Source organism: Arenibacter troitsensis (assembly GCF_900177645.1).
In the GTDB taxonomy this organism is placed as follows: domain Bacteria; phylum Bacteroidota; class Bacteroidia; order Flavobacteriales; family Flavobacteriaceae; genus Arenibacter; species Arenibacter troitsensis.
In genome coordinates, this window is sequence record NZ_FXAO01000004.1 from 462,377 (window position 1) to 487,928 (window position 25,552).

The window sequence follows — 25,552 nt, forward strand, 5'->3', positions numbered from 1 at the left end:
AGGCGCTCAACTTTCCAATGATCAATAGAATTTTGTTTTTAATGTATGGTTTTCTATGTTCCCTGCATATTTTACAGGCCCAGCATACCGAAAATATTATAAGCCACAACCAGGAAACCATTGTAACCGACCCATCAAAAGGTGAAAATAGTTATAAGCATTGGGCCCTCTTTCCTCCCCAAAGCAAGGAAATTCGCCAAATAGTCTTAAATCTCACTTTTGAATGCCCTGACAATATGCGCTGTGCCGACTGGGATTATGTGGATCACATTAAAGTGAGGCAAAAAAATGACACCACCAACTATGAAATTGCTAGAATGCTCACTCCGTATGGCGGGAGATTTCAGGAAGATTGGCGATTTGATTGGAAGGTGGACATTACAGATTTTAGTCCCATTTTAAGGGATAGCCTCGAGGTAGATTATATACATACAGGTTACGAGGACAACAAGACCCGCGGATGGAAGGTTACCGTGGATTTTGAAATTACTTATGGGACTCCCGTTGCCGAGCAACTGGCCATACATAAGGTCTACGATGGTAATTATAGTTATGGGGATAAAACCAACCCCATTGAAAATCATTTACAACCCGTAACCATAAATGCCCATAGCAAATCAACTTTTGGGAAAGTAAAAATACATCAGACCGGCCATGGAATGGATGCCAATGGCTGTGGAGAATTTTGTGATAAATACCGTGACATACTGTATAACGGCAAGGTCATCAATAGAAAGCAATTGTGGATGGAATGTGGAGATAACCCCTTATATCCACAAGCCGGGACCTGGATCTTTGACCGGGCCAACTGGTGCCCCGGTTATTTATTGCAACCAGATGAGGTAAGTTTTGACTTATATTCAGGACAGGAATTTACCATTGACCTTAATATGGAACCCTATGAAACGGAAAAACCCAGTGCAAAAGAACTTCTAGTGGCCTATGTACTGGAATACGGCAAGATAAACGCCGAAAATGACGTAGCTTTAGTGGATATCATATCCCCTTCCAATGAAAAAATCCACAGTAGAAAAAATGAAACGGGAGCCTTGGCCGTTATCCGGATAAAGAACAATGGCCAGAACAATTTAAAATCTTTGGTAGTAAATTATTTTCTAGAGGGACAGAAACCAAAGGAATATAAATGGAAAGGGGACATTCCCTTTGGGGAAACAGCAATACTAACATTACCGGAAGAAATATACAGTGAAAAGGATTCCGCTAAATTTTACGTGGCGTTAAAAAGACCCAATGGCAAAAAAGATGGTTACGGATTGGACAATTCCAAAAGCTCGGTCTATACCAAACCTAATATCTTACCCGAGTCCGCTGTTATCTATTTTAAGACAAACAGTAAGCCCGGTCAAAATGAATATTCCGTTACCGATAGCTACGGAAAACCAATATTCAAAAGAGATAGCGTAGATCTTAAACCTAATACCGTCTATTTGGATACCCTCAGACTACAAAAGGGCAACTATACTTTTAAGGTATATGATAAAGGAGGGGATGGACTTGAGTTTTGGTTTAAGGCAAAAGATGGCAATGGTAGCGTTAAACTATTGGATACTTTGGGGCAAGCCATAAAACATTTTAATTCCGATTTTGGGAGCCATATTATATATAACTTTAGAGTAGAACCTGGAGTTCCCTATCATTTGGACAACGAACCGTCCATAAACATGTTCCCAGCCAGAACGGAGGGCCCGGTAACATTGGATTATTTTGCCAATGTCGAAAAAGATGTGGAGGTCATTATTACCCAACAGGAGGATGAGACTAAAATAGTGGAGACCCATACCTACCTAAATTTCAAAAAGGGTATTTTTACATATGACCTCTCCTATTTGCCCAAAATGCGCTACTATCTTAAAGTGGTTATTGACGGCAAAGAGGTATTTAAAAATAGAATTAGGCTTAAGGAGTAATTACCATGCGATGGACCATTAAACCAATACCCGAACAAGCACAAATAGATGCTTTGGCCTCTATATTAAAGGTGGAGGATTTGGTTGCACAACTATTATTGCAACGGGGCATTACCAATTACGAAGATGCCAAGAGGTTTTTTAGGCCACAGCTTTCGGACCTACACGATCCCTTTTTAATGAAGGATATGGACAAGGCGGTAGAGCGTATAGATAAGGCCATTGCGAATCAGGAAAACATACTGATTTTCGGGGATTACGACGTGGATGGAACTACCGCGGTAGCCTTAGTTTCCTCCTATTTGGAAAGTGCCTACCCCAACGTGGCCACCTATATCCCAGACCGCTACAACGAAGGCTATGGGGTATCCTATCAAGGTATAGATTTTGCCGAGGACAACGGCTTTTCATTAATAATTGCTCTGGATTGTGGGGTAAAGGCCATTGACAAGGTTGAGTATGCAAGGGAGAAAGGTATCGACTTTATTATTTGTGATCACCATAGACCTGGGAATACATTACCCGATGCGGTAGCCGTATTGGACCCCAAGAGGGCAGATTGTTCCTATCCATATAACGAACTGTGCGGCTGTGGGGTAGGATTTAAATTGATACAAGCGCTGGGGAGCAAAAAAGGGGAAACCATTGAAGATTTAGTTCCTTATTTGGATCTGGTGGCTACGGCCATAGGCGCGGATATAGTGCCCATTACCGGGGAAAATAGGGTCATGGCGTATTGGGGTCTCCAAGTGATCAACCAAGAACCCAGGGCCGGGTTCAAGGCCATCATCAATCAGATAAAAAAACAAGTCCTTACCATTACCGATGTGGTTTTTATAATTGCTCCGCGAATTAATGCTGCAGGGCGTATGGAACATGGGCAACACGCCGTTAACCTGTTAAAGGAAACCGATTTGGAAAAGGCGGAATTTTTTGCCGCCGAAATAGAGAAATTTAATACGGATAGAAGAAACCTGGACCAGATCATTGCCCAAGAGGCACTTTTACAGATCCAAGAAAATAAAGAAGAGGAAGGATTTACCTCCGTCGTTTACAATGAAACCTGGCATAAAGGGGTGATAGGAATTGTGGCCTCCCGTCTCATAGAAACCTATTATAGACCCACTTTGGTCTTTACAAAGAGCGGCAATAAATTAGCAGCTTCCGCCAGGTCCATTAAAGGTTTTGACGTTTATGAGGCTTTGGAGGGATGTTCGGATACTATTGAACAATTTGGCGGGCATATGTATGCCGCCGGATTAACTTTACTTGAAGAGAATTACGAGGCCTTTAAAGCCAAATTTGAGGAAGTGGTTGCCAAAACCATGGATCCAAATCTAATGTCTCCTGAAATTATGGTGGATGCTATAATTGGCATAGATCAAATTACCCCAAAGTTAATGCGCATTATTAAACAATTTGCCCCTTTTGGCCCAGGAAATATGACCCCCGTTTTCATGGCCGAAAATCTCAGGGATACCGGATACGCAAAAGTGGTCGGCCAAGAAGGAAAACATTTAAAATGTAAACTTTTTGACAAAAATAACGGCTCCAAGAGGTCGGCAATTGATGCTATAGGATTTAATTTGGGTAAGTATTTACCTACGGTTTTAGATAAAACAGTAAGTGCCGTATTTACATTGGATGAAAACGAATGGCAGGGTAATATAGCCCTTCAAATGAAGTTAAAAGACCTAAAAGAACATAATAGTTATCAATTTTAATTTATTGATAACTTGATGGTATCAATAAAATATACTTTTAATAGGCTATAACTACAAATATAAATAGGAATTTTACTACTTTTTTACTGCGAAGGTAAATAGGCCTATATACGTTTCCGAAATTCCCCTATGATAGTTCAACCCTCAGAAGGTTCATATTTTTTCAGGGACAAGGAAGCTCCATCAAATTCCCCATAGGTATAGTACGAAATCCAATCCCCTAAATTTACGTAAGTAGATTTTTCATTTAAGGGTATTTCCAGAGGTAGGTGCCGATGTCCAAAAACAAAATAGTCATAATGCTGCTGCTCCAGTTTTCGCCTACAATATTGCACCAGCCATTCGTTCTCCTCACCTAAAAATTTTATATCCTCATCGCCGGAAATCATTTTATTCTTCACGGAAAGATATTGGGCCAGTTTCACCCCAAAATCTGGATGCAACCAATTGTAAAGCCATTTGGATACCGGGTTGGTGAATACTTTTTTCATCCGTTTGTATCCTTTGTCCCCAGGACCCAGGCCATCTCCATGCCCTATTAAAAATGACTTTCCATTTAAAAGAAAGGATTGGGGTTGGTGATATACAGGAATGTTCAACTCTTCTTCAAAATAGCCGTTCATCCATAAATCATGGTTGCCCACAAAATAGTACACCGGAATGCCCGAATCGGTAATTTCGGCCAATTTTCCCAAGGTACGGGTAAAGCCCTTGGGCACTACCGTTTTATATTCGAACCAAAAATCGAAAAGATCCCCGAGCAGAAAAATAGCGGCAGCATCTTCTTTAATATTATCCAACCATGCCACAAACTTTTTTTCCCGTGGAAAACTAAGGTCCTTGGTGGGGGCCCCTAAATGATTATCACTAGAGAAGTAGATTTTTTTACCCTCGGGAACGTCTATGGTTTTCATCACGGGCCATTTTAATTATCAGAAGCGTACCATTCCGCAAAAGAGGTATCGGTTTCCTGTAACTTTAATGAATGTAGGCTGATATTTTTAGGCAACCTCGCTTTAATTCTATCCGCAAAATCCAATACCATATTTTCACTGGTTGGTTGATAGTTGGCCAAGATAACATTGTGCCCCCTATCTGTTAGTTCCTGTGCCAATTCCACATGGGGGGTATTTTTATTAAAAACCGTGGCGTGATCAAATTGATCTACAATTTCTTCCTTCACAATTCTCTTCAAATCCCCAAAATCTATGACCATTCCCAATTTTACATGGGTAGTATCGGTAATAGGCTTCCCAATTACTGTTACGGAAAGTTTATAACTGTGCCCATGTACATTTCTACATTTACCATCATAACCGAACAAAGCATGTCCAGTTTCAAAATTAAACTGTTTGGTAATACGAATGTTGCCCATATTATTTATTTGGACTGCAAAGGTAATTTATTCTGCGAAACTAATTGTTTAGATATGGCTGGGTCCAAGCAGTTTCGTATTTGATGTCCTCTATTGGATTTTCCTGAAGCTTAGTAGAAGTAATTTTGCTCCTTATAAAGAGTATATCATCCGTTAGCTCAAAATTGGCAGTAGTCCCTTCTACAGTCTTCAATTCCTTAACCTCCGTTTCCTCTTTTAGACAGCCTATAAAACTTATGGTATAGTCAACACCAGCTTCCGGTTCCACTTCCACCTTTATATTCCTATCGTCAATATCCAAGGTTTTAAGAGTAACCCCGGTGGAGGAATAAAAATCACCTCTCTCCATGGCCTCTATCAATGACGGAGCCGATAAGGAATCAGACTTCACCACTACCCATCCCCTCCCGGAATTGCTCCATTTTCTGCCCCTTTTATGGTAACTATGGGAATCATCGGTCGCCAATCCATACATAAGGGGCTTTTTGGCCGCTATATAGGATATATTAATCTGATCCCACATTTCCTCAGTAGAAATATGGGTAGTATCTCCCATATTGTGCACTGCGGGATGTCCGTTGTACACTTCAAAAAAGCGCTCTCCCTTCAAGGATATCATATCTTCAAGGCTTATGCTGTAATAAAAATTAGGATGATTAATGTGTGGCATAATAGGAACTCCCGTTTCTTTCCTTTGGTTTAGAACCGCATCAAGATTATTTTGCATGACTTCGGAAATGCTATTTCCTCCCTGGGGATCAATTTTTTGCTGAATATTGGTAGCATTCATATGAACATGCTTACCCTCGAACCCGTCGGTAATTTCCTCCGAATGAATCACCAAAAAATCTTCAGGCTTTTCAAAAAGATCCCTATACTCTGCATAGGTCTTTAATTTTACTTGCACTTTTCCAGAGTCTGTTTTATAATCTACCCAATCTTCCCCATAAGTTGCCAAATAGTTCTTAAAGCTGTTTTGATAAACAGAATCTTCCCTAACCTGTATCCATTTTTCCTCCATAGAAATGGTATTATGGTCCGACAGGGCTATAAATTGGTAGTCGTTGGACTTGTACCAATCCAAAATAGTTTCAGGAAACTCGTCCCCATCGCTCCAGAAGGAATGGGTATGCAAATTCCCTTTATACCATTTTTTCTTTACAGCGCCCTTAGCACTTTTAGTGCTATCACCGCAGCCTCCGATCAAAAAGGTCAAAATCAATAAAATAGAGGATAAAATAAATCTCATATCTAGGTTGGTTTGGAAATTAAGGAGAGAAAGTTAATGAAAATGTATTAGAAATCAGTGAATAAGCTATAAACATTACAATTAAACAATACCCCAATCATAACAAATATGAATCACGTAACATGCGGTGTAAAACCAATTGCATTTTCATCTATTTTTGAGCGATTTTTAAAACCATAAAAACTTGGTAGAATTATTTGAACAACTGGAGTTTAAGGAGAATCCACTTTATGAAAAAGTGATAGAGGATATCCTAATACAGAAATACAGTATTGTGGATGATTTTTTCTCTCCCGGGGATGTGGCCCAATTGCGTAATTCCCTACTGGCCAAATATGAAGAGGACCAGTTTAAAAAAGCGGCTATTGGGAACCGTGTCAACGAATTGATCATTAAGGCAATCCGTGGCGATTTTATCCTTTGGATGGATGAAAGCAGCAACGATATATTGGAACAACAATTTTTTCTGAAAATTAATGAATTGGCAAACTATTTGAACAAGACCTGCTTTATGGGCATCCTTTTCAAAGAATTTCACTATGCCATCTATCCAGAGGGTACTTTTTATAAGAGACATTTGGATACCTTTCAGAATGACGATAGGCGTAAACTTTCCATGGTCTGTTATTTGAATGAACCAGACTGGATACCAGAAAAAGATGGTGGTGAATTGGTACTATACTTACCAACGGAACATGGGGAAGAGGCAAAACATATTGCCCCATTTCCGGGAAGGGTCGTTATTTTTGAAAGTCAGGAATTGGAGCACGAAGTAAAACCCGCCCATCGTGAAAGGCTCAGCATCACTGGTTGGTTAAAGACCAGGTAACCTTCAACTTACTTATCTTTTGAATTTTCTATTGTTTTTGATTCGATTAACGAAATAAACTACCAATAAAACCAAGGCGAGAAGAGGGAAAACAAAGTTCCCGTTTAAGAACGATAAAATATCCATTGTAAAAGTTTAAAAAAATAAAACGGTGAACGGTGCCGGTTATTGTTTCTTCACAAAAAACGCCACAATCGCCGAAGTAACGATCCCCATGGTCAATGCACCAAAAAGACTTTGAAGTATATAGCTCTTTAAATTAAAATAGCTCTCCGCAGCTTCCTGATCCATTTTACCAGAATCCACCACAAAATTAATAATATTTGTAAAATATTCGGGCGTAATTAATGTACTGGTGATATATTGTGTTAACGGACTAATTACGGCAATGATCACACTTAAAATAATACCGCTTATAAATCCCTGTTTCCAACTCATTTTTCCATCATAATCCACCTTTCTTTTATCCAAAAGTGCCAACACATATACTGCTACAGCTATGATGGCAAAAAAATTGGTATATATGGCGTGCTTTTCAATGAGTACATCGTGCCAGCCCATAGATTTCTCAAAGACCATCCAAAGCAGGGTAGCCAGTGCAAAAATAATGGCCCATTTAATTTCAATACGGTACTTACTCATAATCTAGTTATTTTTGAATTTTTCAATTGCTTTCTTAGTTGCTTCTGAAATAGCCAAACGTCCGGTTATTTCTGCCCGGTTGGTCAGTAAAGTGTCCCAATGACCTGTCCCTTCCCAAAGCACCTTTTTCCATTCCTCCAATGCCTCAGGATTATAGCTGGCCAATTTTTCAGTGAATATTCCCAGTCCCTTGTCCATTTCCACCGTTTTATCAAAAACTTTAGAAAACAACCCCTTTTCCTGCGCCCAATAAGCGTTTTTCCATTCATTGGGGGAAAGCGACAGTTCGGATAGGGCGGCAACGCCAATTTTTCGTTGAACCGCCGGTGCAATCACCATGGGTGCAATGCCTATGGTTAACTCGGATAAACGTATGGAGGCCGCCTCAACGGCAAAAACATAATCGCATGCAGAAATAATTCCTACCCCACCGCCAACGGCCTTACCTTGCACCCTGCCCACGATTATCTTTTTACAGGTCCTCATTGCATTGATAAGATGGGCAAACCCACTGAAGAATATTTTACCTTCGGACAGGTCTTTCACTTCCAATAATTCATCAAAAGAGGCTCCTGCACAGAATGCCCTATCCCCTTCGGATTTTAATACAATGACAGATACCTCCACATTATTGGATAATTCACCCAAAGTCTTTGTGAGTCTTTCCAATAGTTCGGATACAAATGAATTACTGGCCGGATGACCAAATTCTACCGTGGCTATGCCATTGATGATGCTTGTATATAAACTTCCGTTAGATCGGCTTGTACCCATATTATTATCTTAGTGGTATTTCAAATTTAAGCGTTTTGAAGAAGCGGACGAAACTTTCGTCTAAATTTCCATACCAAAGCCCCTCCCCTTATAAACATCCAAAGCGTAAAGGCTATCCATATTCCATATAGGCCCCATCCAAGGAATTTACCAAGGAATAGCATAGGAACAAAACCTAGGAAGGTGGCCACCAATAAAACATTCCTAAGGTATTTCATTTCCCCCAAACCTTTAAATAGTCCATCGAAAACAAAGGCAACCATATTCATCGGAATTCCTAGAATAAGGATAAAAAATATGGAATAAAAGGTTTGCAATACCGTTATATCATTGGAGAATATACGCCCAATAGGTCCATAGAACAAAAAGCCCACAACAACAAGTATCAAACTTATCACAAAACCATACAACATTATTTTTTTGGCCAATTCCCAAAGTCCGTCGTAGTTCTTGGCCCCCAGAAGCTTTCCCCCCATAATATTCCCTGCTGCCCCATAGCCGTCAATAAAAAAAGCCGAAAAAAGCCATAGATTAATTGCAATGGTATGCGCCCCTATATATTTGTCCCCTAAGGCAGTAGCCTCCCTAACAGCCAAGATCAAGGCAATGTTTAAGGCCAGTGCCCTTACAAAGAGATTCAAACTCATGACCACCAACCTGCCCAATTCCGGATGAAGGGGAAATTTAAGGGCCAAACTGATATCTGTTTTTGTAATCAGCAGTACAAATGCCATTAAAGCCATAATACCTTGGGCAATTAAACTGGCCCATGCCGCCCCTTCCAAATACATTGGGGAAACAATCCCTTCTACCCCATAAACCAAGATAAAATCCATTACTATATTTAAAACAGCCCCCGTAATGGCAATCAACATTGGGTAATAGGTATTTTGCAGACCTCTAAAAATACCCATAACCGCAAATACAAAAAGGGTTAAGGGAAAACCCCAGACCCGTATGGAATAGTAAGAAATACAGAGTTCCAAAATTTTTCCAGAGGCGTTGAGCAAAACAAATATTTCCTCCACTATAAATACCGTGGAGAGAAGGATTAAAATACTTAGCAGAATGTTTAGGAAAATGGCCTGTGCCGGTAGTGTTTTAACCCTCTCCAACTTCCCAGCACCTAAATATTGGGAAATTATAGCCGAGATGGCACTACGCGTCTGACCCAATATCCAAATCAACATGGATAAAAACGAACCCACTATTCCCGCTGCTGCCAAGGATTCCATACCATCTTCGGGTATGTTGCCCACAATGGCGGTATCCGTTATGGACAGAATTGGTTCGGCAATACCCGCAATAGTTGCGGGAATGGCAAGATTATTTATGGTTTTAAAATTTATTGGGGTTTTCAAAAAAAGAATCTTTTATAAAATTAACTCATAACAATGAAAGGGAAATTCACTTTGCTTAGGAAAATATATATCCCCAACCTCCCGGTAACCACGTGCCTGATAGAATTTATTATTGCGGCTGTTTTTACTGAAAGTATCCAGCCTTACGGATATAAACCCACCTTTACGGGCATAATCTTCCGCAAAATCCATTAGATCTTGGGCATAACCCTTTTTTTGTTCCTTAGGATGCACTGCCAAGCGGTGAATGTAAAGATTATTTGTATTTGGAGTTAACCAGTTAATTGGAAAATACTCATCATCCATTAACGTGGATACTACGATTGTTCCAATTATTTCCCCATTTTTCTCCAAAACATAAAGTTCCTTACGGTCAATATCCTTTTCAAAGGCTTCCTTTGAGGGATAAAACTCGTTCCATTGATAAATGCCCTGGTCTATCATGCTTTTTGCACAGGCCTTTGTAATATTAAGAATATCCGGAATTTCCAATATCTTTGCCAATCGAATCATGTACGGTTGAATTTAATTTGTAAATTTATGCTATTCGTGAATAATGCTATCAAAGAAAGGGAACAACCCTTTATTTGATATTAACCAAGATGTTTAACTACGCCATGTCTGACCAACAAACAAGTATGGGCGTTAAAAGCAATTAATACTGAACTTATGAAATGAGCCATAACAATTTTGGATATTTACTGAAATGATTAATATGGCGAATTACATCTGACCAATAATTAAATAAACCTAAACAGATGAAAAACATCCTCGTTCCCATCGGAACCTCTGAAAATGCCCATGAAACATTACAATATGCGGTTGACTTTGCTACCGAATTCGACTCCAACATCTATGTAATGGAAGTATTTAGTGTTAGTGCCAGTGCCAGCAGCTTGGCCAATATTAGGGAAAAACTGGACGAAAGTACCAAAGAACATATAAAAGGGGTCATTGACAAGGTGGATGCGAGGAATATAAATATAAAGATAGCTACCTACAACGGTGACATTGTTGACGGACTTAAAGATATTGATAGGGATCTAGGAATTGACCTAATTATTTTGGCACCTAGAAGTAATGACATCCGAGAAGAATATTATTTAGGAAATACTTCTGGTAAAATTGTAAAACAAACAGATATTCCTACCCTTATTGTACCAAAAGGGACCGTTTTTAAACCGTTTAAAACCATATTGACAGCCTTTAAATCGGGGGTATTAAAGCAGAAGAGTATTTTAAACCCCTTGGTTGAAATTAAGAAAAAATTCGAATCCAAGGTGAGTCTATTATTTGTAAAGACCCCAGGCTATACCAAGGAAGATCTTAAAATAAACATGTCTTTAATGGGTCTGAGTTCTGAACTTACCCAATCTGAAAATCCATCTACCTATTTGGGAGTCCTGCAACATTTTGAGGCCAAACATCCGGACTTATTATGTGTTTTTAGAAGAAAAAGAGGATTTTTCAAAAAACTATGGGAAAGGAACACTATCCTTAAATCGGAATTCTACGCCCCGGTACCTGTATTGGTCTTAAGTGTGAAGAAAGACTAAGAAATTTGGAAATAGCTGAAATTGTGCTTTGATTATGTTGGAAAAAGTATTTTCTTTGCGGCAGCCAAATTTGGGGGATTAGCTCAGCTGGCTAGAGCGCTTGCCTGGCAGGCAAGAGGTCACCGGTTCGACTCCGGTATTCTCCACCAATAAATACAGAGCTTCAAGAGTTTTTAACTTTTGGAGCTTTTTTATTTGCACGCAATTTGAACGCGCAATATGTACAAAATTAATTTAATATCAAATGATATCTTTTGATGGATCAGGAACAAAAAAATCACTAAATTGTATGTCGGGACTACAGTAATTTAATTTTTAAAAACGGTTTTTCACAATGAAAATTTGGTATAATTTAATATACTATTTTTTGCTATCCCTACCCATTTTTTCCCAAGATAACAACAACATTATAGATTTATCCATAGCCGAAAAGATATACCTTCAACTCCATTCCAATGCCTATGCCATGGACCAAGACATTTGGTTCAAGGCCATTGTAACCAACTCGGAAAACCATATTCCATCCAACCTAAGTCGGGTACTCTATGTAGATCTGATCGGACCCAATGAACAAATTATAGCACATAGATTAGTGAAACTTACCCAAGGTATTGGCACGGGTTCTTTTGAATTTAACAAGGACATGCCAACAGGGCGCTATTTGATCCGCGCCTATACCCAATGGAACCGTAATTTCGGCAATGATTTCATGTTCAAGGCCTATGTGGACCTATATGCTCCAACTCAAAACAATGATAAGGCCCCTATTGAGGCACTGTCCGTACTGGAAAAAGAGCATGGGCGTTGGAACGTAACAGGGCAGCTCTGGCCAAAAAAAATGGGGAGTGATAATGAACGGCAGGTCCAGGTATATCTGGACTGGGGCAAGGACAAGGATACGATCAAGGTCAACAGAAAGTCCCGAGATCTATATACACTGGATTACGAAATTCCAGAAAAATTGGACTGGATTACCCTCACCTTGGCCACTGGCCAAGGTCTTCGCCATACCAAAACAATAGTTCTGAACAATCCCCCAATAGATTTACAATTCCTTCCCGAAGGTGGTGACATCATCCATGGATTCCGTAACAAAATCGGTTTTAAGGCCGTAGGTGTGGATGGTAAGGGAAAGATGGTCCAAGGCGAGGTATTGGATGGCATAGGCCAAAAGATAGCCACTTTTAAGAGCAACCATTTGGGTATGGGTTTTTTCTTTGTGGAGGCCGATAGCACTTCCACCTATAGTGCAAAAATTGTCTATTCGGACAGCCTAGAAACCGAAGTAACCTATCCCTTGCCCAAAGTAGTGTCCAAAGGGAGCATCCTATCTTTGGGCAGGGCCAAGGATAAGATCCGCATCCAAGTGGAATCCAATTATTTGAACGATCGCGTATTCATAAAGGCAAGTTGCAGGGGAACGGATTATTATTTAATGGAGGGGCCCTTAAGGGAAGGCCGCTTGTCTTACCACTTGCCGTCTAGCAAATTGCCCGAGGGAGTCATAGTCTTTACCCTAATGGACGAAGAACGAATTCCTGTAGCGGAACGCTTATACTTTAACGAATCCGAACACGACCGATTGGATATTTCCCTGTCTACGGACAAAAAACATTATGGACGGAAGGAAGCAACCAAACTAGATATTGAGGTTTCTGGAAAGGGTTCGGCACCAACAACCACCGATCTATCCATTTTGGCCATAAACAAGGAACATTGGCATCAGGGGAAGGGAGAGACCATTCGCTCCTATTTTTTATTGACTTCTGAACTAAGGGGAGAATTAGAAGAACCCGATTACTACTTCAGGGAAGATGGGCCAACTAACTACAACGATCTGGACGCATTGCTATTGACCCAAGGGTGGCGCCGCTACAAACATCCGATAAGGCGGCAGGGTGGGAGGTTCTATTGGCCCCAACAGGCACTTGAAATAAAGGGTACCCTACGTACGGGTTTTCCCAAAAGGGAACTTGTGAATGGTGCCGATATCTCCCTGGTCACCTTTGGCGAGGCACCTTCTTTCTATGCCCAGGAAACGGATAGTATGGGAAGGTTCCATTTTTTATTGGACGATGCCTATGGCAAACGGATGAAGGTATTGCTGAATAGCAAGGACCAGGAGGGCAAAAAGACCAACTATACCATTTTGATGGATACCCTCAACCGTCCTAAAGTGGAATATGAACCTATTATTTCTGTAGAAAAAGTAGATCCCGTTGCCCGGGCTGTGGTAAAGGCTCAGAAGGAGCGGCAAAAAACGGAGGCGATATTTGACTCCCTGTATGGCGTAACCCAATTGGACGAGGTGGTGGTCGAGGGCTATCGATTGACCCCTGAACGGCAAAAGGCCTACAAACAATTCGGGGAACCTGATGTGATTATAGAAGGGGATGTACTGCGTTCCAAAGAAAAGAAATGGTCCTACGGGCTGTACAGTATCCTTATGTTCGAATATGGGGACCAGGTAACAATAGAGCAATTTTCCGATGGCTTTATGCTGGCCCACGTTATAGGAGGCCGAGGAGAACCGACCTTGTTGGTGGTGGACGGCAAATTACTCACTAAAGAGGAATATGAGTTTGTTCCCCAAATGCCCCCTGGTATCGTGGAGAGTGTGGAAATTATAAAATACGCCAAATTTTTTGTAAAACAATATCTGACAGTTTTTCCTGAGACAGATCCCTTGGAAGCTCCTACTTTAGGCCATATTATTTCTGTCTATACCAAAGGAGGAGTGGGCATTCATGGTACCGATAGACTTGCACCAGGTACAATGGAATCTACTATTGAAATATTCTCCCCTGAAAAGGAATTCTATGCCCCGAAATATGACAGACCGGCTGAAGATAGTCAAAAACCGGATCTAAGATCGGTGATTCATTGGGCTCCTAGTATAAAGACCGATCAAGATGGTAAAGCTTCGGCTAGTTTTTACAATGGGGACATTCCCGGAGATTACCTAATTGTTGTGGAGGCAATTTCCGAGGATGGCCGCATTGGATACCTAGAAAAAAAATATTCTGTTGAAGTGGAAGACTACTAAGTGAATTGAAAAATTCCAACACCAATATGTACCTACCAGAAACCTACAACCAACCTAGTAAACTCCACTCCTGGACTTTCTGGGAAAAATTATGGAACAAATTAGGAAGATGGAAGAAACCAATCCTCAAGACAGGGTGTATATGTATAATTTTGGTATGGAAGCCTTCCAAATTACAATACCTAGGTTTTTACAACTTATTAACCATCTTTTCAATAACCTCTATTATTTCCCTTGGGCCCATCCTTTCGGTATAATTTGCCTCAACATGGGCTGCTTCAATGATTTGATTAGTATTGACTATGAAAGTAGCTGGAACTGGTAAGGTTTTTAAACCCCCTCCATTTAAAAGGGTTAAATCCCGACGTTGGTGATAATCCTCCCCAGGATCAAACTGAAGGTTATATGCCTTTATCACTTCCTGATCCGCATCACTAAGCACCTCAAATTCCAGTTCGTTTTTTTGCGTGGCCGTAAGTGCATCATCTGGCCTTTGAGGGCTAATAGCCAATAAGGTGGCACCTAAAGACTTTATTTCTGGCAAGTGATTCTGAATTTCCCGAAGATCCAAATTACAAATTGGGCACCATTCGCCACGATAGAACTTTATAATTACAATTCCTGATTTTAAGGCTTCAGATAGTGATACTTTTTTACCAAAAGCATTGGGCAAGTAAAAATCGGGCGCCCTATCTCCCACAGAAAGTCCTTTTACTTCAGCGGCATTGGCTATAACCAACTTTTGGAAATCTTGTAATTCACCCATAATACATTGTTTGAAGTGCAAACTAATAAAAAGTATGAAGAGCCTACAATTAGAATTGGTAATTTACCAATAATTTAGGAAGACTACTTATAAATATCCTCAAGTTCCTGTTTTTAACCATTATCATCTAAAATGGTTAGATCATATTTGGACAGGGGTATTTAAGGGCACATGGTAATAAATAAGGCAAAGATTCCTATTTAGGATTGTACGTTCTTTGATGGATATCTACCCTTAAAACTGGTTCGGATATGTTTTCGTGTCCGTTCCAAATATGATTCTACCTCTTCAAAGGAAATACCTTTAATCTTTGAAATTTCCTGAACCGAAAACCGTTGGTTTACGGCCAGATCGTATATAGATTTCATAGGAGCAGGTAAACGGTGGAGTACCATATCAATGTGTTTGTGCATTTGGTCCCCGCCCAATTCCTCATTAAGTTTTTCTATCCATTTGTCTTCGGGGTCTTTGATAAAAACATCTGCCAATTGGTAGTCATATTTCGGATAGGACGGGTCGACAAACTCCTCCAATAAGGTCCGCTCTCCTTCGCTGTCCACGCTATAATCCTCTTGCATTTGAATCCATTCGGTTTTTGAAAATTTTTCTATGTCATCAAGGAAACGCGTATTGTATTCCTCCTCGACTATGGTTTCTTGCAACAGTTCGTCTGCTTTTTGAAAAAGCCAGAACGGTAGATCTTTTTCATCCTCTATTTCGGAGATTCGCTCAAATGCCTGAAGATAAAGTGCATTGACAAATTCCTCTACTTTGTACTTTCCCTTTGGAATATAACCATTCCTAACCGAAGTACTAAGGCGGCTCGCAATATAGCCTTCCACATCCGGCAGTATGGTCTGTACCAACTTGTTGAACGCTTCCCGATCTTCGTCCTCCTTCAAACGTATCAATTCCTTAAAATACAAGGCCGCAAGTCCATGCAGGCCCCTTTGGGTACTATGTGTATCATCTATATTTTCCATGACATCAGAACTTAAATTTTAAACAATTATTCAGTAAATTGTCTTGGGCAATACATCATTATCCAAAAAAGATTTGGATAATGGATAACCACATTACGATATTCAAATACTGTTCCAAAACCAAATCTTTAATAAGGTTCATAGAGAATTCCAATCGTTATGGAAAAAGCAATTTTATCCAATGGCTTAAATACTATAAGTGTCAGTTTTTTAACGCTTTAAGTAATAAAAAATGTCATTCAAAATGTCATTTTGACATTTTAGAACTAAGGCTACATGGGTTGTTCGATATAATTTTCTTAAAAAGATTTTAAAATTTTGCCGTTACTTTTTAAGCAATTGATTTTGGCATTTTTATTGCTCGATAAAAGGTGAAAATATTGTTTAACTTAAATCTTTATTATTATGAGCACTTTAGCAAAAGTTTCTAACAATGGGGGTTTGACAAAAACAAATCCCTACAGGAAATCGAATCTACCTATGTGGTCATTATTCGATGATTTTTTTGATAGGGAATGGCCATCGGTATTTTCTCAAAACTTCAACACCGGCATGAGCCTACCTATGGTAAACATAAAAGAGACCGCTGAGGACTATTTCGTCGAAATGGCTGTTCCAGGGCTCAAAAAATCCGATTTTAACATTGTACTAGACAATCAGGTACTCTCCATTTCTACCGAAACAGAGGAGCAAAAAGATCTGAAAGAGGAAAATTATACTCGTAGGGAGTTTGGGTACGCTTCTTTCAAGAGAAGCTTTACACTACCTGAAACTGTTGATGAAGGCAAGATCAAGGCCAAATATGACGAGGGGATTTTGAGCATTAACCTTCCTAAAAAGGAAGAGGCCAAGCAAAAACCAGCCAGAAGTATACAGATTTCTTGAATTAGCGGTAAGGTGGGCCGAATCTTCGGCCCCCTTTTCCTTATTTACTGTTGAACCTAAAAAATTGGTGAATATGAAGATATTTGGCAAAGAATTGGGCAAGGCAATCAAATTTCCACCCTTCTTGGACAATTTTGTGGACAAGCTATTACCACACTTTAAAAAAGAGGACGAAGAACTGGTAACGATACCCTCTACAAACATAAGTGACGACAACATTGCCTTTGAGCTTTCCGTGGCGCTGCCTGGATTGGAAAAAAAAGACGTGCGCATTGAAGTGGTCGATGATTATCTTACCATAAGTGCACAACTAGAACATAAAACTGAAGAAGAAGGCAGAAACTGGGTACGTCAAGAATTCGTTCATAATTCTTTTTATAGGGCGTTCAGCCTCCCCAACAATGTAGATCCCGATCAATTGGAAGCAAAAATGAAGAACGGCCTGTTGACCCTAAAAATCGGCAAGAAAAAAAGTCGAAAGGCCCAAAGGATCATTAAGGTAAATTAGAAAATGGTTTGGTCGCCTTAATGTGCAACCCAAAATATAAGGTTTGCACAATACGAGCCTATAATCTATGCAGCTAAAGTCATAACTGCTACCAATATGCCATAAGGACTTTAATATCTGGATATATGATCTGGTTAGCGTTATACCTATTATTTAGAGAATTGCCGAAAAAGTTGGGAAGGTCATGCAAAATAAAAGGGTACAGCAAGCGAGGCAATCGCCAATGGCCTCAATAATGAGAGTGCATAAGAAGCCTATGAACTTCCCGGCTAATTCAAAAGATAAATTGTGGGGAAGTATCAAAAAATGCTGTCCCCTTCCCTGTGAAAACCCTAACCTTTAAAAACTATAAGAGTATGATAATTAAAAAATTCAAACCCGGCGATTGGGTAAAGATTAAAGGGGATAATAATTCCCAAAAAATGGAGGTTGTAAGATATGTATCTAAAAAAGATCCGTTAATGGGTACCATCAACAACAACACTTTTGTGGAATGCGTCCACTATAGATACGGAGAACGATTTACACGTACCGTACATCAGAACCGGTTGTTGAAGTTGATCGAATCTGGAGGTATTTACCAATCTTAACCATTGTTGCAGGACCTAAAACGGACTTTGAATGAATTGAATTTGGAAAAATGAAATTGCAGGTACTTAAGGAAAAGACTATTGGCCTCGTGTTATCTGGAGGAGGGCTTAAGGGAATGGCGCATATAGGAATCATCAAGGCCCTGAACGAAAGGGATATTTACCCCGATATCATTTCAGGGGTAAGTGCTGGCGCTATCGTAGGTGCATTGTACGCCAATGGAACAAGTCCGTTAAATATGTTGGACTTCTTTAAAGAAACACCGCTGTTCAAATACAATTTTTTTACCATCAACACACCAGGACTGTTCGATACCGAAAAATATTATCTCTTTTTTTCCAAATACTTTGGGAAGGATTCATTCGATATATTGGAAAAAGAGTTGTTCATTACTGCCACCGACCTGCAATCCGGGGTTCCTAAGGTATTCAGTTCTGGTGAACTGATATGGCCATTGTTGGCCTCGGCAGCGCTGCCCCCAGTTTTCAATCCGGTCACCATTGATGGACGTCTCTATGCCGATGGCGGGATAATGAACAATTATCCCTTGGAACCCCTAACAAACAAGGTAGATTATATCATTGGCTGCTACACCTCTGGAATGAAAGAAATGGCAAAGACGGTTCTAAAAAGTCCCCTCCAATTGGCCAACCGTGTTAACAGGCTTATGCTACATGCTAACAGCAGGGAAAAGCTATGTGCCACGGACATCCTTTTCCAACCAAAGGATCTGGAATATATCAAGGTCTTGGACGAAAAGGGAATTGACAAGGCCTATATGATCGGATACGACCATGCCGCTAGGCACCTAGATAATCTCCTAGATATTTAAACGGCCTTGGGTCTTTGGGAGAACTAATGGCCTCGAATACAATTGAAGTGTTCCCTTAAATTGATTTACTTAAAACAATAAAAGCAATATGCCGTGAACAAAATAACGATTGTAAACATTTCCAGGAATACCCAGAAAATCTTAAGGGTCCTTTTTAGTGATTGCCAATGTATTTCCCAGATGGCAGGATCATGAATTTTTATAAGATCAACACCCCCTAAAAATCCATTATTTTTAACATTTTTTAACCTGACAATCCCTGATTATCAGATGTTTTGGCAAAAATTTTGCGGAATTTCAGATGAATTAATGTGTAACTAAAAATTGTTTAACATGAAAAAAATAGCAATTCTTTCAATGGTGGCAATTTTGAACCTAAGTTGCAACGCCCAAGAGAATAAAAAAGAGGCCAACCTACAAAAGGACAGTATAGCCCAAGCGGAACCGCCCAAAGGAACTTGGAAGGTAGATAAGGAATTCGACGAAAACGGAAACCTTATTCGATACGATTCAATTTATTCTTGGTCATCTACCGATAATCTGGGCGAATTGGCCCAAAGAAATCCGGATAGTCTCCTGCAATCTTTCCGATCCAAATTTTACAGGAATTTTTCGCATATAGACAATCAGCGTTTTGGAGACCTTTTCTCCGATGATTCCCTTTTTACCAAAAAGTTCTTTGACAACGATTTCTTTGACAGTGATTTTGGGGAGGATTTTATGGATATTGATAGGATCCGGAAAAGAATGGAAACGATGCAACAAAGGTTTTTGGAAAGGTATCAATCAGAATTTGAGAAACTTGAAAACGAACCCTCACAAGACAAGAGTTAAAAACATAATCCCTTTTGGGATTATGTTTTTTTACATCAATTGATACTTAATTTAGGGTAGTGATATATTTCTTCCTAATAAAGTGGGCCGACTATTGATAGTTGTAGATGTCCCTTAATTTCTGTATTTCCCCATTTTCATCCAAAATATCCAAATCATAGCGTATTTGTACAGCGGTATTTAATGGCGCATGGTAATAAATAATCCAAGCGTCCGCCTTGGTAACTCCAATACATCCATTGGAAGACGCCTTACCCAAGGTTTCCGGATTGGTGGTGGGGTGTATCATTTGCCCATTGCGAATACCATTAATTTCTGTTTCTATCCATGGTATTTTAGGCATTATGGTCGTTTTCTTATCATCCCTTCGGGTCACATAAAATCGCTTGCCGGTAACAGGGTTATAAAAACTAGGATTCCGCTCCAACCTTACTATCTTGCCTTTTCCGGTCTTGGTCCTTAAATCTGTTACGCGATCTCCCATGGCCAAATACCTTTTTCTATCTTGCCCTACCCTGATCGGAAAGGTAAATAACAACAAGGAATCTTGATAAATGCGGAGCGTATATTCGGGAATATTTATATCCAACAAGGTATTTTCCATATCCTTGATAAGTTGCTGGCCCGTTTCGGCATCCGGGATGAACAAGGAATCATTGGTCCGTAGTACAATCATTTTGCGTTGATCATAAACAAAGGAATCTTTTGCCATTTGCCTGTAGTAATCCGTATTGGCCAAAGTATCCATAATCCAAGGGTTGGCACGCACCAGCACATGTTCGGTTAAGGCATAGGGCACTATGGAATCATACTTCTTCACCAAACCATCCATAAAATCAAAATAATTGGACACCGTAATATCCCGATCAACATATGCCATTGTAGGTTTGGCTTTCTCAGGGCTACTATTATTTGGTACTATATGTTGCTGAACAGAGAGAGGATTTTCTGCGGATGGGTTTTCTGCGGAAATAGCTCGCTTAACATTACATGAAACTATCAAAAGAATAAATACATGGAAGATGATTACATTCAATTTAATCATGGGGGTAAAATTTGGTGTTATTTTAAGTAAAACTAATATGGTTCCAAGGATTATAAAATGACAACGGTCACCACCCCTGTATATGACATTCCTCATTTTAAGCCCTTTACTTTCATACTATCTTTGATGAAATAGACCCCTACAAAGGGATAAGGGTATGGGCGAAACATCTACATTATTTAAAGGGGTGAAGGAATTTTTCATAGAGATAGGAGATCTCTCCCATTTCGCTGCCCGATTTTTTAAGGAGGTCTTAAAACCTCCTTTCGAGTTTAAGGAGCTTTTGCGCCAATGCTATCAGATGGGAAATAGGTCCCTGATCCTGGTGACGGTAACGGGCTTTATTATTGGACTGGTACTTACCCTGCAATCCAGACCTACCCTGATTCAATTTGGAGCAGTTTCCTGGATGCCGAATATGGTAGGGATTTCCATAGTAAGGGAAATAGGACCTGTAATCACCGCCCTTATCTGTGCGGGCAGAATTGCCTCTGGAATAGGGGCGGAATTAGGTTCCATGAGGGTTACCGAACAAATTGATGCCATGGAAGTCTCGGGGACCAACCCATTTAAATATTTGGTAATAACACGGATAATGGCCACCACTTTAATGCTGCCCATTTTAGTGATATACGGAGATTTGGTAGCCCTATACGGATCCGCACTTGTAGAGAATTTAAAAGGGGATGTTTCCTTTCAACTTTATTTTAATACCGTATTCGATGCCCTGTCCTTTAGTGATCTGGTACCAGCCACCATAAAATCGTTCTTTTTTGGCTTTGCCATAGGATTGGTAGGCTGTTATAAAGGCTATTATTCCAAAAAAGGTACTGCAGGCGTAGGGGTAGCGGCCAATACCGCTGTAGTAATGGCATCATTACTATTGTTTGTAATAGATTTTATTGCGGTATTTATTTCCGATATTTTTTATGAGCTTTAACATGACAGACCAAGACCAAATAACAAGTTCGAACGAATCTGCCCAAGGCGGAAAGGCGGTTATAGAGATCAAGGACCTTTATAAAAGTTTTGGGGACAACCACGTCCTGAACGGATTTAATATGACCCTTATGGAAGGGGAAAACCTAGTGGTCATGGGGAAGTCGGGCTCCGGGAAATCGGTAATGATAAAATGCTTGGTTGGCCTGGTAAAACCAGATAGTGGAACGGTTAAGGTTCTGGGCAAGGAAATCAACTCCTTGGACCAGCAAAAGCTGGACGAGTTGCGTTCGGATATCGGATTTCTTTTTCAGGGAAGTGCGCTATACGATTCCATGACGGTACGTGAAAATTTGGAATTTCCCATGCGCAGGCACAAGGAAAAATTGGGAGTGGTTGCAGATACCGAACCCTTGGTAAGGGAAGCCCTTGATAATGTTGGTTTGGCCCATACTATGGATCTAATGCCAGTAGAATTATCCGGAGGTATGAAAAGAAGGGTGGCCTTGGCACGTACCCTTATCCTAAAACCAAAGGTAATCCTCTATGATGAGCCTACCAGTGGCTTGGATCCCATTACCTCAAAGGAGATTATAGAACTTATGCGTTCCATACAAAAGAAATACGGCACATCTTCCCTGATCATTACCCATGATGTGGATTGTGCCCGGGTTATTTCGGAGCGAATGATACTCTTGGTAGATGGTATTAATTATGCCGAAGGTACCTATTCACAATTATCACAATCCACCGATCCAAAAGTGGATGCGTTTTTTAAAAAATAAGAACATGGCAAAGACAAGATTAGAAAATTTGAAACTCGGAATATTCGTGGTCCTCGGCACGGCACTACTTGTTGTTGCTGCCTATTTAATTGGCAACAGACAAAATATGTTTGGAAAGACCATTCCTATAACGGCCATTTTTAAGAATGCCAACGGACTTCAGAACGGAAATAATGTACGCTTTTCCGGCATAAACGTAGGTACCGTGAACAAGATTGAGATGATCAATGATACCACCATTCGCGTGCACATGATCATTGAGGAAAAAATGCAAAATCACATTAAAAAAGATGCCGTAGCCACTATTGGTTCTGATGGACTTGTGGGCAGTATGCTTATCAATATCGTTCCAGGAGAAGGAAAGGCTACGCATATTGGTCCAGGGGATGAATTACAATCCTTTAGTCGGGTGGCCACCCAAGATATGCTGAACACCCTTAACCAAACCAATGAAAATGCCGCATTGTTAACAGAAGACCTGCTAAAGGTAACCAGATCCTTGACCCAGGGCAAGGGCACCTTTGGCAGGTTGTTGAACGATTCCCTTATGGCAAAGGAACTTCACCAAACCATAACCAATCTGAAGCATACCAGTAATGAAGCCAACATAATGATCGCCGAGATAAACCAAATGGTAAAGCAGTTGGATTTCGATAATAGTACTGCAGGTGTGTTATTAAAAGACTCCATTACCGGAGATAAAATGAAAAATGTTATTTCCCATCTGGAAAATTCCAGTATGGAGATCGAAAAAATGACCAAGGACTTAAATTCGGTCATTGGGGATATTAAAACAGGCAAGGGGGCCATTAACTATTTGGCCAAAGACACCATTTTGGTAGGGCAATTGGAAACCAGTATAGAAAACGTCACGGAAGGAGTAAAAAATTTCAATGAAGTAACGGAAGCCTTAAAGCATAACTTTCTCACCCGCCGCTATTTCAAAAAGAAGGAAAAAGAGCAAAAGAAGGAACTGGAAAAAATTGATGAATAAATACTTTTAATCCAGTTATACTTTGACCCAATTACATGGAAAAAATGGTTGCTCTATTCTTTTTCAAGCTTTAAAAAGGTAATTTCCGGACGCATGCCCAATCGGCCTGGAAATCCCATCCACCCCAATCCCCGACTTACATATAGAAATTGATGGCCCAAGCGATATAATCCTGCCCAATGCTTGTATTTGTATTTTATAGGACTCCATTCTCTATTTTTAATGTTGATCCCCGCCTGCATACCGTGGGTATGTCCTGAGAGCGTAAGGGCTATATTGGTCTTATCCACCACCTCCTCGCTCCAATGCGATGGGTCATGGGACAATAAAATTTTAAACCCAATGCCATCAACTCCCTTTAGGGCCTTTTGAAGGTCCCCATATTGCTTAAAAGGTGGATTCCCCCAGTTTTCCACTCCCACAATGGCAATTTTATCCCCCTTGTTTTCTATACATTCTGCTTCATTCAGCAAGAGCTTAAAACCAATTTTGGCATGGAAATCTTTTATGTCCGCAAAATTGCGCCTTCTCTCTTCTTCCGATTCCCATTTACTGTAATCCCCATAATCATGATTTCCCAAAACCGAATATTTTCCCTGTTGTGCGGTCAGTGTCTTTAGTACATCCTCCCATCCATTTAGTTCCCAGGCATAATTGTTGACTAAATCGCCGGTAAAAAAAATAAAGTCGGGCTTTAAATTATTTATGGTATTGATGGCGCGTTGCAATATATGATAGCGATAATTGAAACTGCCCAAGTGAAGATCGGATATTTGAACTATCCGCAATCCATTAAAATTTTGAGGCAACAAATCTGCTTTTATAACCACCTTGTGGACCTTAAATCTATATACGGCCCTGAAGACGGCATACACAATAACGAAGAATGGCAAAAACCCAAAAAAAACACCTACCAAAGGAATGATCAGCAAGGACTTTTCCCCTGAGATCAAAAAATTTGAGAAATAAAGTATGGAAATGACAACTACAAAGATCAGCTTGGGAATAAAGGAGGAAACGGTCAATCCATATAAGGATGAAATAAGCAGTTGCTTTCTATAGGGCGATATACTTTCCAATCTAATTTTCAACACCAAAATAGAAATAATGAGCCCTATGGTAAAAAACCAAAAGGCGATATAAATAATATTCTTAATTTTGGAAGATTCTATAGGCTCCATAATAGATTTAAGCCAGTAGAACGCCAGGGCATCGATCAATAAAATGGCCAAACATAAAAGGACTATTGAAAAAAAAGTGTAGGATCGCATTAATAGGGGTTTTGCTATTGGTTATTGTTATTCACAAGCCGTCTTTTATCTTTCAACGCCCAGAAATAACCTTTTACATCCTCTACCCAGTCATCATACATTAAGATAAGCGTAATTTCCTCAACAGTTTCCAACACCCCCAAAACAATCATGGTATAAAACAACCAATATACAGGTCCAAAGAACAACAACCATAAAATAAATATCCCTTGGGTAATGGCAGATAACTTGGCCAAATAGGTATGAAAGGCGGTGGCTTTACCGTATTTGGCAAAGGCAATGGACATCTGGATCAGGTAAGGTACAAATGCAATAATTATAAGAAGAAGGTTCTCCTTAATGAAAGTGATTTCAAAAAAGATCAAACCAATCAATCCCATAATAAGGGTTACTTGATCTCCCATGGAATCCAACTGTGATCCCCTGGCACTGGAAATCTTTAATCTTCTTGCCAAGAACCCATCTATGGCATCGGTACTGTAGCTAACAAGAAGCATCCAACTAAACCATTCCCGTTCACCAACCCAGATGAGACCGAGCAATAGCGGTACGGCCAAAATTCGATAAAAGGAAAACCAGTCCGCTATATTGAAGCTCTTAAAATTATACATAACTATTCATGCGTATTTGATATT

General features: G+C 39.9%; 25 protein-coding genes and 1 tRNA gene. 14 read left to right on the forward strand and 12 right to left on the reverse strand.

The features are described from left to right. The first annotated feature begins 17 nt into the window (after window positions 1-17). Window positions 18-1,928 carry a peptide-N-glycosidase F-related protein gene (locus tag B9Y87_RS11590; protein ID WP_085499170.1) on the forward strand — a complete coding sequence of 637 codons (1,911 nt, stop codon included), beginning with the start codon at window positions 18-20 and terminating at the stop codon, window positions 1,926-1,928. A 5-nt stretch (window positions 1,929-1,933) separates the two neighbouring features. Then, entirely contained in the window at window positions 1,934-3,652 is a 1,719-nt protein-coding gene (gene recJ, locus B9Y87_RS11595) for a single-stranded-DNA-specific exonuclease RecJ (protein ID WP_085499171.1), read from the forward strand. A 137-nt stretch (window positions 3,653-3,789) separates the two neighbouring features. Here the strand turns inward: recJ and B9Y87_RS11600 are convergent, their stop codons facing one another. The 3 genes from B9Y87_RS11600 to B9Y87_RS11610 are packed head-to-tail and all read right to left on the reverse strand — an operon-like array spanning window position 3,790 to window position 6,276. After that, complete coding sequence (locus tag B9Y87_RS11600; protein ID WP_085499255.1) at window positions 3,790-4,557, reverse strand: UDP-2,3-diacylglucosamine diphosphatase; 768 nt, start codon at window positions 4,555-4,557, stop codon at window positions 3,790-3,792. Between the two features lie 20 nt (window positions 4,558-4,577). Next, a complete protein-coding gene (locus B9Y87_RS11605; protein ID WP_085499172.1) occupies window positions 4,578-5,027 on the reverse strand; it encodes a 6-pyruvoyl trahydropterin synthase family protein in 450 nt (149 codons plus the stop codon). 40 nt (window positions 5,028-5,067) lie between these two features. Next, window positions 5,068-6,276, reverse strand: a complete 1,209-nt coding sequence (locus B9Y87_RS11610) for a CehA/McbA family metallohydrolase domain-containing protein (protein ID WP_085499173.1) — start codon at window positions 6,274-6,276, stop codon at window positions 5,068-5,070. A 184-nt stretch (window positions 6,277-6,460) separates the two neighbouring features. Here B9Y87_RS11610 and B9Y87_RS11615 point away from each other — a divergent pair, with 184 nt between their 5' ends. Next, window positions 6,461-7,105, forward strand: a complete 645-nt coding sequence (locus B9Y87_RS11615) for a 2OG-Fe(II) oxygenase (protein ID WP_085499174.1) — start codon at window positions 6,461-6,463, stop codon at window positions 7,103-7,105. Between the two features lie 165 nt (window positions 7,106-7,270). Here B9Y87_RS11615 and B9Y87_RS11620 read toward each other — a convergent pair whose 3' ends face one another. The 4 genes from B9Y87_RS11620 to B9Y87_RS11635 are packed head-to-tail and all read right to left on the reverse strand — an operon-like array spanning window position 7,271 to window position 10,395. Beyond that, complete coding sequence (locus B9Y87_RS11620) at window positions 7,271-7,747, reverse strand: DUF4199 domain-containing protein (RefSeq protein WP_085499175.1); 477 nt, start codon at window positions 7,745-7,747, stop codon at window positions 7,271-7,273. Window positions 7,748-7,750: 3 nt separating this feature from the next. Then, window positions 7,751-8,521 carry an enoyl-CoA hydratase/isomerase family protein gene (locus B9Y87_RS11625; protein WP_085499176.1) on the reverse strand — a complete coding sequence of 257 codons (771 nt, stop codon included), beginning with the start codon at window positions 8,519-8,521 and terminating at the stop codon, window positions 7,751-7,753. Between the two features lie 26 nt (window positions 8,522-8,547). After that, window positions 8,548-9,882 carry an MATE family efflux transporter gene (locus tag B9Y87_RS11630; RefSeq protein ID WP_085499177.1) on the reverse strand — a complete coding sequence of 445 codons (1,335 nt, stop codon included), beginning with the start codon at window positions 9,880-9,882 and terminating at the stop codon, window positions 8,548-8,550. Window positions 9,883-9,894: 12 nt separating this feature from the next. Then, window positions 9,895-10,395 (reverse strand): GNAT family N-acetyltransferase, encoded by a 501-nt coding sequence (locus tag B9Y87_RS11635; RefSeq protein WP_085499178.1) that lies wholly within the window; start codon window positions 10,393-10,395, stop codon window positions 9,895-9,897. A gap of 245 nt (window positions 10,396-10,640) precedes the next feature. On the opposite strand from B9Y87_RS11635, the gene B9Y87_RS11640 reads away from it, so the two are divergent. The 3 genes from B9Y87_RS11640 to B9Y87_RS11650 all read left to right on the forward strand — a co-directional run bounded on the left by B9Y87_RS11640 (window position 10,641) and on the right by B9Y87_RS11650 (window position 14,484). Beyond that, a complete protein-coding gene (locus B9Y87_RS11640; protein ID WP_085499179.1) occupies window positions 10,641-11,438 on the forward strand; it encodes a universal stress protein in 798 nt (265 codons plus the stop codon). 72 nt (window positions 11,439-11,510) lie between these two features. Further along, window positions 11,511-11,587: transfer RNA gene (locus B9Y87_RS11645), tRNA-Ala, on the forward strand. Window positions 11,588-11,772: 185 nt separating this feature from the next. Continuing rightward, window positions 11,773-14,484: a hypothetical protein gene (locus tag B9Y87_RS11650; protein ID WP_085499180.1), complete on the forward strand. Its 2,712-nt coding sequence runs from the start codon at window positions 11,773-11,775 to the stop codon at window positions 14,482-14,484. Window positions 14,485-14,674: 190 nt separating this feature from the next. Here the strand turns inward: B9Y87_RS11650 and B9Y87_RS11655 are convergent, their stop codons facing one another. Together B9Y87_RS11655 and B9Y87_RS11660 are read right to left on the reverse strand one after the other, a co-directional pair. Further along, the gene (locus B9Y87_RS11655; RefSeq protein WP_085499181.1) at window positions 14,675-15,250 is read right to left on the reverse strand and encodes a peroxiredoxin-like family protein; all 576 of its coding nucleotides are present in this window, start codon (window positions 15,248-15,250) and stop codon (window positions 14,675-14,677) included. A 200-nt stretch (window positions 15,251-15,450) separates the two neighbouring features. Further along, entirely contained in the window at window positions 15,451-16,233 is a 783-nt protein-coding gene (locus tag B9Y87_RS11660; protein ID WP_085499182.1) for an RNA polymerase sigma factor, read from the reverse strand. A 405-nt stretch (window positions 16,234-16,638) separates the two neighbouring features. Between B9Y87_RS11660 and B9Y87_RS11665 the strand changes: the two genes are divergently transcribed. The 5 genes from B9Y87_RS11665 (at window position 16,639) to B9Y87_RS11685 (ending at window position 19,883) form a co-directional block, all read left to right on the forward strand. Continuing rightward, window positions 16,639-17,118 carry an Hsp20/alpha crystallin family protein gene (locus B9Y87_RS11665; RefSeq protein ID WP_085499183.1) on the forward strand — a complete coding sequence of 160 codons (480 nt, stop codon included), beginning with the start codon at window positions 16,639-16,641 and terminating at the stop codon, window positions 17,116-17,118. Window positions 17,119-17,191: 73 nt separating this feature from the next. Continuing rightward, window positions 17,192-17,626, forward strand: coding sequence for an Hsp20/alpha crystallin family protein (locus B9Y87_RS11670; RefSeq protein ID WP_085499184.1), 435 nt, complete (start codon window positions 17,192-17,194; stop codon window positions 17,624-17,626). A 356-nt stretch (window positions 17,627-17,982) separates the two neighbouring features. Next, window positions 17,983-18,216, forward strand: coding sequence for a hypothetical protein (locus B9Y87_RS11675; protein WP_085499185.1), 234 nt, complete (start codon window positions 17,983-17,985; stop codon window positions 18,214-18,216). A 50-nt stretch (window positions 18,217-18,266) separates the two neighbouring features. Then, window positions 18,267-19,049: a patatin-like phospholipase family protein gene (locus B9Y87_RS11680; protein ID WP_085499186.1), complete on the forward strand. Its 783-nt coding sequence runs from the start codon at window positions 18,267-18,269 to the stop codon at window positions 19,047-19,049. A gap of 333 nt (window positions 19,050-19,382) precedes the next feature. Further along, complete coding sequence (locus B9Y87_RS11685; protein WP_085499187.1) at window positions 19,383-19,883, forward strand: hypothetical protein; 501 nt, start codon at window positions 19,383-19,385, stop codon at window positions 19,881-19,883. Between the two features lie 91 nt (window positions 19,884-19,974). Here B9Y87_RS11685 and B9Y87_RS11690 read toward each other — a convergent pair whose 3' ends face one another. Then, window positions 19,975-20,928, reverse strand: a complete 954-nt coding sequence (locus B9Y87_RS11690) for a L,D-transpeptidase (RefSeq protein WP_245808696.1) — start codon at window positions 20,926-20,928, stop codon at window positions 19,975-19,977. A gap of 157 nt (window positions 20,929-21,085) precedes the next feature. On the opposite strand from B9Y87_RS11690, the gene B9Y87_RS11695 reads away from it, so the two are divergent. Genes B9Y87_RS11695 through B9Y87_RS11705 form a run of 3 tightly spaced genes read left to right on the forward strand, consistent with a single transcriptional unit; the run spans window position 21,086 to window position 23,646 of the window. Next, window positions 21,086-21,868, forward strand: coding sequence for an MlaE family ABC transporter permease (locus tag B9Y87_RS11695; RefSeq protein WP_072860286.1), 783 nt, complete (start codon window positions 21,086-21,088; stop codon window positions 21,866-21,868). Window position 21,869: 1 nt separating this feature from the next. Continuing rightward, on the forward strand, window positions 21,870-22,652 hold the full coding sequence (locus tag B9Y87_RS11700) for an ABC transporter ATP-binding protein (RefSeq protein ID WP_085499257.1): 783 nt from the start codon (window positions 21,870-21,872) through the stop codon (window positions 22,650-22,652). Window positions 22,653-22,656: 4 nt separating this feature from the next. Continuing rightward, a complete protein-coding gene (locus B9Y87_RS11705) occupies window positions 22,657-23,646 on the forward strand; it encodes an MlaD family protein (RefSeq protein ID WP_085499258.1) in 990 nt (329 codons plus the stop codon). Window positions 23,647-23,699: 53 nt separating this feature from the next. Here the strand turns inward: B9Y87_RS11705 and B9Y87_RS11710 are convergent, their stop codons facing one another. Then, window positions 23,700-24,917 carry a metallophosphoesterase gene (locus tag B9Y87_RS11710; protein WP_085499188.1) on the reverse strand — a complete coding sequence of 406 codons (1,218 nt, stop codon included), beginning with the start codon at window positions 24,915-24,917 and terminating at the stop codon, window positions 23,700-23,702. Between the two features lie 14 nt (window positions 24,918-24,931). Then, window positions 24,932-25,528 carry a CDP-alcohol phosphatidyltransferase family protein gene (locus B9Y87_RS11715; RefSeq protein ID WP_085499189.1) on the reverse strand — a complete coding sequence of 199 codons (597 nt, stop codon included), beginning with the start codon at window positions 25,526-25,528 and terminating at the stop codon, window positions 24,932-24,934. Window positions 25,529-25,552 lie beyond the last annotated feature (24 nt).

What these genes read in the sequence shown, in the direction of transcription:
- B9Y87_RS11670 (WP_085499184.1), top strand. Translation starts at nt 17,192, where the DNA reads ATGAAGATATTTGGCAAAGAATTGGGCAAGGCAATCAAATTTCCACCC.
- recJ (WP_085499171.1), top strand. Translation starts at nt 1,934, where the DNA reads ATGCGATGGACCATTAAACCAATACCCGAACAAGCACAAATAGATGCT.
- B9Y87_RS11705 (WP_085499258.1), top strand. Translation starts at nt 22,657, where the DNA reads ATGGCAAAGACAAGATTAGAAAATTTGAAACTCGGAATATTCGTGGTC.
- B9Y87_RS11620 (WP_085499175.1), bottom strand. Translation starts at nt 7,747, where the DNA reads ATGAGTAAGTACCGTATTGAAATTAAATGGGCCATTATTTTTGCACTG.
- B9Y87_RS11635 (WP_085499178.1), bottom strand. Translation starts at nt 10,395, where the DNA reads ATGATTCGATTGGCAAAGATATTGGAAATTCCGGATATTCTTAATATT.
- B9Y87_RS11665 (WP_085499183.1), top strand. Translation starts at nt 16,639, where the DNA reads ATGAGCACTTTAGCAAAAGTTTCTAACAATGGGGGTTTGACAAAAACA.
- B9Y87_RS11640 (WP_085499179.1), top strand. Translation starts at nt 10,641, where the DNA reads ATGAAAAACATCCTCGTTCCCATCGGAACCTCTGAAAATGCCCATGAA.
- B9Y87_RS11685 (WP_085499187.1), top strand. Translation starts at nt 19,383, where the DNA reads ATGAAAAAAATAGCAATTCTTTCAATGGTGGCAATTTTGAACCTAAGT.
- B9Y87_RS11605 (WP_085499172.1), bottom strand. Translation starts at nt 5,027, where the DNA reads ATGGGCAACATTCGTATTACCAAACAGTTTAATTTTGAAACTGGACAT.
- B9Y87_RS11625 (WP_085499176.1), bottom strand. Translation starts at nt 8,521, where the DNA reads ATGGGTACAAGCCGATCTAACGGAAGTTTATATACAAGCATCATCAAT.
- B9Y87_RS11695 (WP_072860286.1), top strand. Translation starts at nt 21,086, where the DNA reads ATGGGCGAAACATCTACATTATTTAAAGGGGTGAAGGAATTTTTCATA.
- B9Y87_RS11675 (WP_085499185.1), top strand. Translation starts at nt 17,983, where the DNA reads ATGATAATTAAAAAATTCAAACCCGGCGATTGGGTAAAGATTAAAGGG.
- B9Y87_RS11680 (WP_085499186.1), top strand. Translation starts at nt 18,267, where the DNA reads ATGAAATTGCAGGTACTTAAGGAAAAGACTATTGGCCTCGTGTTATCT.
- B9Y87_RS11660 (WP_085499182.1), bottom strand. Translation starts at nt 16,233, where the DNA reads ATGGAAAATATAGATGATACACATAGTACCCAAAGGGGCCTGCATGGA.
- B9Y87_RS11610 (WP_085499173.1), bottom strand. Translation starts at nt 6,276, where the DNA reads ATGAGATTTATTTTATCCTCTATTTTATTGATTTTGACCTTTTTGATC.
- B9Y87_RS11650 (WP_085499180.1), top strand. Translation starts at nt 11,773, where the DNA reads ATGAAAATTTGGTATAATTTAATATACTATTTTTTGCTATCCCTACCC.
- B9Y87_RS11715 (WP_085499189.1), bottom strand. Translation starts at nt 25,528, where the DNA reads ATGTATAATTTTAAGAGCTTCAATATAGCGGACTGGTTTTCCTTTTAT.
- B9Y87_RS11710 (WP_085499188.1), bottom strand. Translation starts at nt 24,917, where the DNA reads ATGCGATCCTACACTTTTTTTTCAATAGTCCTTTTATGTTTGGCCATT.
- B9Y87_RS11700 (WP_085499257.1), top strand. Translation starts at nt 21,870, where the DNA reads ATGACAGACCAAGACCAAATAACAAGTTCGAACGAATCTGCCCAAGGC.
- B9Y87_RS11690 (WP_245808696.1), bottom strand. Translation starts at nt 20,928, where the DNA reads ATGATTAAATTGAATGTAATCATCTTCCATGTATTTATTCTTTTGATA.
- B9Y87_RS11655 (WP_085499181.1), bottom strand. Translation starts at nt 15,250, where the DNA reads ATGGGTGAATTACAAGATTTCCAAAAGTTGGTTATAGCCAATGCCGCT.
- B9Y87_RS11590 (WP_085499170.1), top strand. Translation starts at nt 18, where the DNA reads ATGATCAATAGAATTTTGTTTTTAATGTATGGTTTTCTATGTTCCCTG.